This window comes from Nocardioides sp. Z21_20 (assembly GCF_059766585.1).
The window spans coordinates 645,193-657,007 of the sequence record NZ_JCBAJX010000001.1 but is presented as its reverse complement, the minus strand read 5'-3'; the positions used below and the strand labels follow the sequence as shown (position 1 = coordinate 657,007).

Sequence of the window (11,815 nt, the reverse complement as noted above, 5' to 3'; positions counted from 1 at the left end):
ATGACAACATAGATCATATATCTGTAGCGTGGTGGCATGAGCAGCAGTGCGCAGACCAAGACGATCCACGAGTTCCTCGCCGAGGCGCCCGACGTCGACAGCTCCGAGCTGTGGGCCGCGTTCTGGGAGATCCTGAGCGAGGCCAAGGACCGGATCACCGCCGAGCTGCCGGTGCAGGCGCACCCGTCCGGCACGGGCCTGGAGTACTGGACGACCGACGACGGCAGCTACGAGGGCTCGCTGAGCCCGTTCGTCGGGGACCCCGACGAGGGCGTCGAGTGGCTGGTCCACTCCTGGATCGGCAACCGCAAGGCCTCCATCCTCGACATGAACCTGCAGGTCTGGCTCGGCCCGCACATCGACGTCCCGCACCTGATCATCGTGTTCGGGACCGTCCCGCAGGTCTTCTTCTTCACCGACCTGGTCCCCCGCCGCGACCTGATGGTCGACACGGACCACCTGGGGCGCTACTACGAGCCGCTCAACGACGCGTTCCTGAGCCTGCGCGGCGACGACCGGTTCACCTGGTCGGTGAGCCACGGCAGCTACATGCGCGCCTTCCTGTCCCCCGTCGGCCACTCCTACGTCGCCGAGCGCACCGACGACGTCGTGGAGACCCTGCGCGCCGTCGTCCGCGAGCGGGTCGACACCTGGCTCGGCTGGGTCCGCGACGCGGCACCGGTCCCGGCGGCCCAGCGCGACGCGCTGCGCGAGCGCGACCACCTGGTGCGCACCTATGGCTACACACTCGACCCCATGAACGAGCTGTCCAAGAGGTTCCTGGGCGCCGAGCGCGTCGAGGAGCTGGTGGCGATCCGCGCCGGTCTCGGACAGATCCACCAACGACAGACCCACGAACACGGAGGCAACGCATGAAGGTCCTGATCATCGGAGCAGGGCTGGTCGGCTCGGCCGCCGGCGCCCGGCTGCGCGAGCTCGGCCACGACGTCGCGGTCACCACCACGACCCCCGGCAAGGTGGAGGGGCTCTGCGAGCGCTTCGAGGAGGTGCTGGTGCTGCGCGGCAGCGACGCCGAGGCGGTCGAGGCCGCGATGGCCGGCCGGGACGCGGTCGTCGTGGCGGCGGGCCCGTCGGCCCAGACCTCGATGACGCCGGAGCAACGGGCGCTCACCTACCGGGAGATCCTGGTGGAGACCGCCGAGTCGGTGGTGGCCGCCACCACCGACGACGACGCGCCGTACCTGGTCGCGCTCTCCTCGCTCTCGGTCTACGGCACCGCCGCCGATCATCTCGAGGAGGTCGCCGAGGACTCGCCGGTGACCGACTCGACCGATCCGAGCCCGACCATGTTCCTGGCCATGGAGAAGGTCTACCGCGAGCGGGCCGGCGACCGCTCGTGCGTCTTCCGTTGCGGCGACATCTTCGGCGCCGAGGACCCGCCCATCGAGGCCAAGATCGCGATGGCCCACCAGTACCTCGGCGGGTCGGTGCCGTTCTCCGCGGACGCGCTGTTCTACCGGCTCGCGGTGCAGGACGCGGCCGACGCCATCGTGCACGCCCTCGAGTCCCGGCTGCTGGGGGTCCACAACCTCACCCACCCGCAGACGCCGCCGACCAACGCGGCCCTGTTCGACGCGATCTGCGCCGCCCAGGGGCTCCCGCCGCTGGCCTACCGCAACGAGATCGCGTCCCCGACCCGGCCGATCTCGGTGGACCGGCTCACCGCGTCCGGCTTCGTGGCGCACCGCTCCTACGACGGCGCCGCCCTGACGGCCGCCACCACGACGGCAGCCACCACGACGGCAGCCGCCGAGGACTGAGCGGCACCCCGACGACGAGGGGCCCCCGCCGCAACCGGCGGGGGCCCCTCGTCGTACGACGTCAGCGTGCGCGGCGACGCTGCGGCACGCACAGCAGCCCGGCGGCGCCGAGCAGGGTCAGCGCCAGCGCCCACAGGCCGATCACCGGCAGCGAGTCGCCGCCGCCGGTCTTGGGCAGCGTGGCCGTCGAGGCCCCGGTGGACGCGGCGCCGCCGGACCCGCCTGCACTGCCGCCGGGGTTGGCGTCGGAGACGGGCTCGATCTTCTCCGAGCCGACGGTCATCTCCCCCAGCACGGTGCGCTGGGCCACGCACTCGGCGCTGATGCCGGCCGAGGGGAAGTCGAAGGCGAAGGTCGAGACCGCGACCTCGTGCACGTCGCCCTCGGCGGCGACGCTGCCCGACAGGTCGCTCACGGCGACCTCCTCGTTCGGCGCCGCCTTCACGTTCGCGGTGCTGGTCAGCGTGGTGGCCTTGCCGCCCACCTCCGCCTCGAGGGTGTACTCCATCGAGCCGTCGATGGGCACCGGGGCGATGCCCGGCAGGTCGCTCATCGTGGCCACCAGGGAGACGTCGTCGCCCTCATTGACGCGGTAGCCGCTGACCGTGATGTTCGCGTCGTAGTCGAACTTGCTGCCGATCGACAGCGTGCAGGCGAAGCTGGCCTTGCCCTTCGCGGGCTTGCCCGCCGCGGAGGCCGGCGGCGTGGTCGAGGGGGGCACGGTGGGGCTCGCCGTCGGCGTGCTCGTGGCGCTCGTGGTGGTGGTCGGGGTGGGGCTCGCGGTGGGCACGGTGCCCTCGGTCAGCGGCAGCGTGCCGAGCTTCTCGCCCGCCGTGGGCGTGCAGACTCCGCTCATGGCGAACGCCGTCACCGTGAACTTGTAGCCGGTCACCACCACCGCCACGTCGGCGGCGCTCGAGGTGAAGGTGCCCTGCAGGTCCGGCATCTCGAAGGGCTGGTTGCCGCCGGAGTTCGTCACCTTCCCGCTGCCCTTCAGCGTGACGGCCGTACCCCCGAGGGTGAGGTCGAGGCTGTTGGTGAAGTCGTAGTTGTTCATCTTGACCGGGGCCACGCCGTCCATCTGCGAGAGGCTCGCGGTGACCGTGACGGTCGTCGAGCCCGCCGGTCGCACCGCGGTCAGGCTGATCTCGCCGGACCAGTCGTAGGCGGGGAACTCGCCCAGCGCGCAGGTGAACTTGGTGGTGCCGACCAGCCCGGCATCGGCCGCCGTCGCCGGGGAGCTGACCGCCGCGACCGCCCCGATCACGATCCCGGCGACCCCCAGCGCCGCCGCGGCCTGATGGCGCAGTCGGGCGAGACCGCCGCGAGCCGCCCTCATCGTGCGCTCACCTCACGACGGCGACCGGGCACCAGCAGCATCACGCCGACGCCCGCCGCGAGCAGGGCGGAGGCACCCAGCCCGAGCACCGGGAGGGAGTCGCCGGCACCGGTCTTCGGCAGGGCGTCGGGGGCGGCAGCCGCCGGCGGTGCCGCGGTCGTCTCGGCCGGCGGCGCCGCGGCGGCGGCGGGAGCCGCGCTGGCGAAGCTGATCGGGATCACGTGGGTGTTCGCGTCGACCGTGGCCTGGTCGATCGCGGTCGGCAGCGGACCGGCCGCGATCACGCACTGCTGCGTGGTGCAGTCGATGCTGCCGAACTTCTCCTTGACCACGATCGTGAAGCTGGCCACGTTGCCGCTCGCGTCGGCGTCGCGGAACACCGCACCGCCCTGCAGGTTGCAGTCGGCCGGCCCGACGTAGCCCTCCAGGCACTGACCGATGGCGATGCCGGCCATGTTGGCGTCGAAGCCGGTCCCCGAGATCGTCACGGTCTGACCGTCCTCGAGCCCCTCGGAGGCGCTGACGGTGAGCGTCGGGGCGGCGAAGCCAGGAGGGGCGGTCAGCAGCACCATCACCAGTGCGGCGCCCAGGCCTCGAAGCAGCAGGGTCACTCGTCTTCTCACGTCGGTCTCCTCGGTTGGTCAGCTGGTGGGCACGGGTTGTGCCCGCGTCACCAGCGGGTCAGGCGTGGGCTGGTCGGGACCGCTGGCCAGGCGCAGGCCCGAGCGGTGGATGGCGGCCTGGTCGGCGCCGAGGTACGACGTGACGACAGCCGGGTCGTTGCGCACCTCGTCAGGGGTGCCGGTCGCGATGACCCGGCCGAGGCTCATCGCGAGCATCCGGTCGGAGAGCCGCGAGAGCAGCGGGAGGTCGTGCTCGATCACGATCATCGTGGTGCCGACCTCCTGGCGGATGGCGAGCAGCAGGTCGCCGAGCGCCTCGCTCTCGCTCTGCGCGATGCCGGCCGACGGCTCGTCGAGCAGCAGCACGCGCGGCTCGAGGGTGAGCAGGCAGGCCAGCTCGACGACGCGGCGGGTGCCGGTCGACAGGGAGCCGACGGGAAGGCGCGCGTAGCGGGTCAGCCGCATCCGCTCGAGCACCTCGTCGGCGGCCAGGGCCTTGTCCTTCTCCGCGGTCCGGATGCCGAGCGCGGAGGTCCACAGCCGGGTGGGATCGGCGCGCTCCTGGGCCACCATCAGCGTCTCGTGCACGGTCAGCGTCGGGAACAGTGCGGCGTCCTGGAACGAGCGGACCAGCCCCTCGCGGGCCCGCTCCTCGGGACTCGCGGTCGTGACGTCGATGCCGTCGAAGAGGACCCGGCCCCGGTCGGGGCGGGTGAAGCCGGCGACGATCTCGAAGCAGGTCGTCTTGCCCGCCCCGTTCGGCCCGATCACGCCGAGGATCTCGCCGGGCGCCACCTCGAAGGAGACGTGGTCCACCGCGACCACCCCACCGAAGCGGCGCGAGACGCCGTCGACGGTGAGGACCGGGCCGGCGGTGGCGCTCTGGGCTGCGACCCGGGGCACGAGCCCCTCCAGCCGCGGCTTCTCGTGCAGCGGCGACGACGTGTGCCCGCTCGGGTCGACCACCCCGTGCCGCTCGCGCAGCGGGTCGATCCCGTGCCGTCGGGCGAGGGCGTCGTAGACCAGGTCGCGGCCGCGGCCCAGCACGCCGCCGAGTCCGTCGGGCAGGAAGATGACCACCAGCAGCCAGCCCACGGCCAGCACCGCCTGGCCGACCATCCCCATCCCGGTGAGCGCGGGGAGGCCGACGATCAGCAGGGCGCCGATCAGCGGGCCGAGGGTGACGGTGAGACCGCCGATGACGGTCACCGCGACGACGTCGATGCTGGCGTCGGCCGGGAACGAGTTCACCGTCAGCTGCGACTGGCTGTGGCCGATCACGATGCCGCCGAGGCCCGCGAGGGCGCCGGAGACGGCGTAGAGCTGCATCATCCGCATCCGGTGCGGCACCGTGTAGGCGCGTGCCGCGGACTCGTTGTCGCGCAGCGCCTGCACCATCCGGCCGAAGCCGCCGTGCCGCAGGTTGTTGGTGACCCACACCCCGACGCACAGCACCAGCAGCGCGAAGAGGTAGTAGTCGACGGCGAAGGAGAGCGGGTAGTTCCACCAGGTGGGCTTCGCCGGGGCGATGCCGTCGCCGAGGAAGAGGCCCTGGCGCAGCAGCCAGGTCGAGGTGGCCAGCGCGAACGCCAGCGTCGACACGGCGAGCGCCAGCCCGCGCAGCTTCATCGCCGGGATGCCGACCAGCGCGGAGGCGAGCGCCGCCGAGACCACACCGCACAGCACGCCGAAGAGGAAGTTGCCGGTGGACTGCGCCACATGCACCGAGGCGGCCGCGGCGATGCCGGCGTAGGCGAACTGGCCGAGCGAGAGCTGGCCGGAGACCCCGGTCAGCAGGCCGACGCTCAGGCCGACCAGCGTGTAGCCGGCGACCAGGGTGAGCACCGAGGCGGTGTCGTTGCTGACGACGTAGGCGAGGCCGATCGAGAAGACGACGCCGGCGACGGCCAGCACCCGCGGCAGCCAGACGATGCTGCGCACGTTGCGGTAGGCCGCGGGCATCGGCGGCAGCACCACCCGGCGCCACAGCCCCTTGTCGTGGCTGGAGCGCCCGAGCTGCGGCTGACGCAGCAGAGCGGTGACGATGACCAGGGCGATGACGACGGTCACCAGCCCACGGGTGTCGGGGTTGGAGAGCAGCACCTGCTCGATCACGCCGATGCCGAGCGAGGCGGCGATCGCGATCGGGATCGAGGACATCCGCGCGATCACGGCGCCGGCCAGACCCTTGAGCAGCAGGTCCGGCCCCAGGCCCTCCATCCCCGCGCCGGCGGTGGTGGGGGTGACCAGGATCGCCGAGAAGGCCGCGATGCAGCCCGCGATCGACCAGGCCAGGGTGGCCATCCAGCGGGCCGGGATGCCCTCGAGGAGGGCGACGTCGGCGTCGTCGGCGGCGGCCCGGATCGCCATCCCCATCCGGTGGTGGCGCAGGAACCAGCCCAGCCCGACCAGCAGCACCGGCGCCAGCACCAGCATCGCGACGTACGGCGTGCCGATCGGCAGCGACCCGATGTCGAAGGTGGGCAGGTGGGTCGGCCGGGGGTAGGTGAACCCGCTGACGCCGTCGGAGTTGATCAGCAGCGACAGCACCAGGATGAGCTGGGAGAGCCCCAGCGTCGCGATCATCCCGACCAGGTTGGGCCGGCCCTCGAGGCGCCGGATCACCACGATCTCGATCAGCCCGGACAACAGCCCCGCGAAGACGATGGCGACCACGAAGGCCAGCCAGTACGGCGCGCCCCAGTCGACGACGAGCAGGGCCAGGATCGAGGCCCCGAACGCGCCCACCGAGCCGTAGGCGAAGTTGACGAACCGGCTGGAGCGGTAGACCAGGACCAGGCCGGCGGCGAGCAGGCCGTAGGTCACGCCGGTGAAGAGGCCGATGACCAACCGGTCGACGCCGAAGTCGAAGCCGCTCATCCGGCCACCGCCGCGTGGCCGCCGAGCATCAGGGAGCGGACCCGCTCGGGGTCGGCCGCCAGGGTGGCCGCGGCCTCCTCGGCGATGATCTCGCCCTTCTCCATCATGTAGACGCGGTCCACCAGCGAGAGCGCGACGTTGACGGACTGCTCGACCAGCAGCACCGAGGTCCCGCGCTCGTTGATGCGGCGCACCAGCTGGACCAGTCCCCCGACGACGACCGGGGCGAGGCCGAGGGAGAACTCGTCGATCACCAGCACCTTCGGCTCCGCCACCACGGCCTTGGCGAGCGCCAGCATCTGCCGCTCCCCGCCGGACAGGTGCGAGGCGGGCTGGTCGCGGCGCGCGTGCAGGCGCGGGAAGACCGCGAGCGCGGCCTCGACGGCCTCCTTGGTCCGGCGCCGGCTGCCGCTCGGGTAGGTGTGCATCGCCAGGTTCTCGGCGACGCTGAGCGAGGGGAAGGTGGCCTGGCCGACGACCTGGCACAGCCCCAGGTCCACGCGCTTGCGGGTGGAGACCAGGGTGACGTCGACGCCCCGGAGGCTGACCGTGCCCTCGTCGGGGCGCAGCAGCCCGCCGATCACCTTGAGCAGCGTGCTCTTGCCGACGCCGTTCGGTCCGAGCAGGGCGACCATCTCGCCCTCCTCGACCACCAGGCCGGCGTCGAAGAGCACCTGCACGGGGCCGTAGGAGGCCCGGATGCCGTGGCAGGCCAGCGCCGGCGCGCTGCCCGGGCTCGGGCTCGGCCGCCGCGGCGCCTCACTCGTCATCGAAGGGCACCTCGGGGCCCTCGTAGACGAACGTGCCGACTTCCTTGTCGTAGCGCAGCACCCGGTAGCTGCCGACCGCCGCGTGCCCTCCCCCGCCGAGCGCGTTGCCGAAGCCGGACGAGGTCTGGAAGGTCGAGCCGTCGCGGTGCACGATCTCCGCCCAGGCCGCGGCGTTGAGGTCGCCGTCGATGCCGTCGGCCCCGATCTTCAGCAGCCGGACGGCGTCGCAGTAGGGCAGCGCGACGCGCGCGGCCTCGCGGCTCTCGAACGTGATGCCGGCGTCCTCGTAGACGCCGATGCACTCGGTCTCCGCCTCGCCGGTGGGGAACTCCATCACCGAGTCGGGGACGTCCTGGGGTGGGTGGAACCCGATCCCGACCATGCCCTCGAGGGTGTCGGCGGGGATGGTGTCGGGGTTGGTCACGAAGAACGACGGGTTGTCGAAGCTGGAGATCGCGTAGCGGGCCGAGAAGCCGTCCTGCGAGCCGGCGACCGTGGCGAAGACCGACGCGAGCCGGGAGCCGCCCAGGAACATCACCCGGTGGACGTCCTTGCTCCGGAACGCGACCGCGGCCTGCTCGAGGCCCTGGAAGAGGGTGCCGGTGTCGGTGGTGTCCACCCAGGCGACCTCCGGGTCGAGGCCCTGCTTCTCCAGCAGCGGCACCGCGAGCCGCTTGACCGTGTCCTGGTTGACCGGCGAGTCGGCGACGACCACGCCGACGCCCTTCTCGCCCTCGAAGAACTTCTGCTCGCCGAGCACCCGCAGGTAGGTGCGCACGAAGGAGTCGTACTCCGGGAAGCTGGCCGTCCACAGGTACGGCGCGAGCTCCTCGTGGTACGACGTGCTGGCGGCGTAGAGCGAGGCGTCGAGGACCAGCGTGCTGCGCTTGGCGTAGCAGGGCCGGGCGTTGACCTGGTACTGCCCGGTCATCACCACCGCGAAGGCCTTGTCGTCCTGGGTGATCTTGTTGCACAGCTGCTCTTCGGCCGCCGGCGAGTCGGTCTGCGCGTCGTAGACGTGGAAGACGGCGTCCAGCTTCTTGCCGCCCAGCCCGCCGTTGTCGTTGACCCAGTCCTCGAGCGCCTGGACCTGCGCCTCCTGGTCACCGACGGAGGCGGTCTCGAAGCCGGTCATCTTCTTGACCGCGTCGAGGTCGACGGCGACGAAGACCACCTTCACGGAGTCGTCCGTCACGCCCGGGCCCGGTCCGGCCGCGGCCGCGGCGGCGAGGTCCGTGCCGCCGGTGTTGCCACCCGGCATCAGCGTGCCGCAGCCGGCCAGCGCGAGCGCGAGCGCCGCGCCGACACCGGCGACGCGCACCTGGGTCGACCGGTCGCGGGTCCATCTCCTGGGGGGCAGCACTTTGGACGTCACTCCGCTCGCTCGGGATCGGCTCACGCGACTCGGCCCGTGTCGTCACGTCGGAATAGAGAATATACGATATTAAGATGCACGAGAAGACCTGCCCCACCATTTCTCGGCCGCCTCGAGGTCGATGATCGCCTCGCCGCCCTGGGCCTCGCCCGGGGCTCCTCGGCCGGCCGCACCGGCGGCTGCCCACCAGCGGTCGGCCGCGGCCAGGTCGACCACCGCGTCCTCGGTCCCGGGCAGCGCGAGGGCCGCCACCGCCCTCCGGCGGTGCGGGGCGAGGCGGTGCCACAGGCCCCAGCCGAGCAGCCCCAGCGCACCCGCGTTGAGCACGAAGAGCCCGGCGGGGTAGGTCGTCCAGTCGACCTCGAACCCGCCGGCCTCGGCGTCGCCCACCTGGCCGACGACCCGGTACTTCCCGAACGCCGCGATCGGCAGCTGCAGCGGGACGGTCACCACGGTCTGCTCACCCGGCTCGAGGTCACCCACCTCGGCATCGACCAGCAGCGGCTCGACGTCCTCGGAGCGACCGACCGCCACCCGCACGACCGGATCCGAGACGGCCGTCTCGCCGACGTTGCGCACCAGGAAGATCAGGTTGCGCCGCGGCGAGCCGCCGAACAGCTCCGCAGGCGTGGCCCGGCCGTCGAGACGCACCTCGGAGACCGCGAGCTCCTCGGCCACCGCGGCGTCCGCGGGCGTCGCCGGCGGGGCGACCGGCTCGACCACCGGGAGGTTGCCCGGCAGTGGGATGTCGGCCGCCGTCGGGGCGGCCGCCGACGGCGCGCTCGCCGTCGGGGTGCTCGCGGTCGGGGTGCTCGAGCTCGGGGTGCCGGCCGAGGGGGTGGTGCTGCCGCCGGCGGAGCTCGGCGGCTCGGCCTCGTCTCCCCCGGTGCCACCGGCCGGCTCCTCCGGCTCGGCGGGGGTCTCCTCGCCGCCCGGCTCGCCCGCGCCGCCGATCACCCCGGAGATCAGGTACTCGGCGCCGATGTGGCCGCTCGCGCGCGCCTGGTCCACCACGACGGTCCCGGTGTCCGCATCGGCCACCTCGAACGTCGCGGTGAACTGCCCGGCGGCGTCGACCTCGGCGACCACGCGGGGGTCGGAGGTCGCCGGCGCGGAGCTGTCGGGGCCGGCGTGGCCGCGGATGGTGACCTGGCGCAGCGGGTCCCACCCGGTGCCGGTCAGGGTGACGAGCGTGGAGTCGCGGGTGAGCTTCTCGGCTGCAGCCACGCGCTGCACCTCGAGCACGGTGAAGCCGACGTCGACCCGGCTGGCGCCATCCGCGACGCGCAGCGTGCCTGCCCCCACGCCGGCGAACCCCGGCACCGTGAACCGCGCCGTCGCCGTGCCGTCCGGCTCGGTGACCACGCCGCCGACGGCCGTGCAGACCCCGGCCGCGGTGCACAGCTGCAGGGCGACCGGCGCCGCCGAGGCGAGGCCGGCGAGGGCGAGGGTGACCTCGTCCCCGGGACGGGCCGCGTCGAGCACGTCCTGGTTCGTCACCGAGGTGACGGTGGCCGAGGAGGACGCCACCGCGGCGAAGTCGGTGGTGACGTCGGTGGGCACGGGATCGGTGGCCGGGTTGGGTCCGCCCGGCGCGCCCGACTCCTGGCCGTTGCAGGCGACCCGGAGCCCGGCGCTCGGGGCGTCGAAGTACACGGCGTCGAGCCGGACCACCTGCTCACCGGCGGCGGGGATCGCGATCTCGGCCTGGGCCACCAGGTCCGAGACCGGCTCCCCGGCCGCGACCTCGAACGGCACGACGACCGGCTCGGCCAGCGGCACCTCGCCCAGCGAGAACAGGAACGACGCGGTGCCTGCGAGGTCGGCGGTCTCCGAGACGACGGGGCCGTCGGTGATGCTCACGGTGGCGGTGCGGGTGCCCCCGGCGGCGGTGGCGCCGGCGCTCTCCAGCTTGACCTCGCCCATAAGCGAGGACAGCCACGGGCCGAGCTCGGTGGAGTGGTCGAGCGCGGGCGGGGAGTCCAGCGCGGCGGAGCTGGGCGCGTAGGACCAACACCCGCCGGACGGCGGCAGCAGCGCCTGGGGCGCGAGCTCGTCGGCCTGGGCGGCGACGACTCCGAACGAGGAGGTGGCGCCGGCGATCATCAGCGCGGCGAGCGCGCGAGCCCCTGATCTCATTGCCTCACCCCCGTGAACGGACGTCGATCGACGATTCGGCGATGATATATTCATTTGGTGGACCTGCGGCGGATTTCTGTGACCAGATTCATAGTGCGGGCATTCGCGGAGCTCGCGATCACCGCGGGGCTGGTCCTCACCGTGTTCGTCTTCTACGTCCTCGTCTGGACCAACCACCGCACCGCCGGGGAGCAGGACGACCTGCTCCGCGACTTCCAGGTCCAACAGCGCGAGGGCCGCGACAGGACCCAGAAGAGGGCCGCGCCCGAGTCGGGCGAGGGCTTCGGCATCCTGCACATCCCGGCCCTGGGCGACTGGAGCTGGGTGGTGGTCGAGGGCGTCGACGACGACGACCTCGCCCGCGGGCCCGGACACTTCCCCGAGACCGCGCTGCCCGGCGAGGTCGGCAACTTCGCCGTGGCCGGGCACCGCGCCACGCACGGCGAGCCGTTCGCCGAGCTGGACCGGCTCACCGAGGGCGACCCGATCGTCGTGGAGACCGTCGACGGGTGGCTGGTCTACGAGGTCACCTGGGTGCGGATCCTGACCCCCACCGCCACCGAGGTGCTCGCACCCGTGGCCGGGCACCCCGGCGAGAAGGCCGTCCACCGGACCCTGACGCTGGTGACCTGCCACCCGCGGTGGAGCTCCACCGAGCGGCTCGTGGTCGGCGCCCAGCTCGTCGAGCGGCGCAAGGCCGACGCCGGGCCGCCCGCGGTGCTGGGCTGATCCGCCGGCGCTACTCCCCGACGGTGATCTGGTCGAAGGGCAGGTGCGGCTCGACGGCCGGGAACACCCAGCCGAGCAGCGCCCAGACCACCAGCGCGAGCAGCGCCAGCGCCTGAAGCGCCTTCAGCGGTGTCGGCCCGGGCAGCAGGCGCCAGAGGACGGCGTACACGACGGGCAGC

General features: G+C 72.8%; 10 protein-coding genes. 3 read left to right on the top strand and 7 right to left on the bottom strand.

All coding sequences use genetic code 11. From position 1 onward, the window contains the following. Positions 1–36 precede the first annotated feature (36 nt). A complete protein-coding gene (locus AC6EH9_RS03220; protein ID WP_498420469.1) occupies positions 37–876 on the top strand; it encodes a hypothetical protein in 840 nt (279 codons plus the stop codon). After that, positions 873–1,781 (top strand): NAD-dependent epimerase/dehydratase family protein, encoded by a 909-nt coding sequence (locus tag AC6EH9_RS03215; protein WP_498420467.1) that lies wholly within the window; start codon positions 873–875, stop codon positions 1,779–1,781. Before AC6EH9_RS03220 ends, AC6EH9_RS03215 begins: the two co-directional genes overlap by 4 nt. Before the next feature lie 61 nt (positions 1,782–1,842). Here AC6EH9_RS03215 and AC6EH9_RS03210 read toward each other — a convergent pair whose 3' ends face one another. The 6 genes from AC6EH9_RS03210 to AC6EH9_RS03185 form a co-directional block, all read right to left on the bottom strand. Then, positions 1,843–3,120, bottom strand: coding sequence for a hypothetical protein (locus tag AC6EH9_RS03210; protein WP_498420464.1), 1,278 nt, complete (start codon positions 3,118–3,120; stop codon positions 1,843–1,845). Continuing rightward, positions 3,117–3,743: a neocarzinostatin apoprotein domain-containing protein gene (locus AC6EH9_RS03205; protein ID WP_498420461.1), complete on the bottom strand. Its 627-nt coding sequence runs from the start codon at positions 3,741–3,743 to the stop codon at positions 3,117–3,119. The genes AC6EH9_RS03210 and AC6EH9_RS03205 overlap by 4 nt, the downstream gene beginning before the upstream one ends. Positions 3,744–3,761: 18 nt before the next feature. Beyond that, entirely contained in the window at positions 3,762–6,623 is a 2,862-nt protein-coding gene (locus AC6EH9_RS03200) for an ABC transporter permease subunit (RefSeq protein WP_498420459.1), read from the bottom strand. Beyond that, a complete protein-coding gene (locus tag AC6EH9_RS03195; protein WP_498420456.1) occupies positions 6,620–7,393 on the bottom strand; it encodes an ABC transporter ATP-binding protein in 774 nt (257 codons plus the stop codon). The genes AC6EH9_RS03200 and AC6EH9_RS03195 overlap by 4 nt, the downstream gene beginning before the upstream one ends. Then, positions 7,383–8,756 carry an ABC transporter substrate-binding protein gene (locus tag AC6EH9_RS03190; protein WP_498420453.1) on the bottom strand — a complete coding sequence of 458 codons (1,374 nt, stop codon included), beginning with the start codon at positions 8,754–8,756 and terminating at the stop codon, positions 7,383–7,385. The genes AC6EH9_RS03195 and AC6EH9_RS03190 overlap by 11 nt, the downstream gene beginning before the upstream one ends. Positions 8,757–8,837: 81 nt before the next feature. Beyond that, positions 8,838–10,907, bottom strand: coding sequence for a hypothetical protein (locus AC6EH9_RS03185; RefSeq protein WP_498420451.1), 2,070 nt, complete (start codon positions 10,905–10,907; stop codon positions 8,838–8,840). A gap of 78 nt (positions 10,908–10,985) precedes the next feature. On the opposite strand from AC6EH9_RS03185, the gene AC6EH9_RS03180 reads away from it, so the two are divergent. Then, entirely contained in the window at positions 10,986–11,636 is a 651-nt protein-coding gene (locus AC6EH9_RS03180; protein ID WP_498420448.1) for a class E sortase, read from the top strand. 10 nt (positions 11,637–11,646) lie between these two features. Here the strand turns inward: AC6EH9_RS03180 and AC6EH9_RS03175 are convergent, their stop codons facing one another. Further along, on the bottom strand, positions 11,647–11,805 hold the full coding sequence (locus tag AC6EH9_RS03175; RefSeq protein WP_498420446.1) for a hypothetical protein: 159 nt from the start codon (positions 11,803–11,805) through the stop codon (positions 11,647–11,649). Between the last annotated feature and the right edge of the window lie 10 nt (positions 11,806–11,815).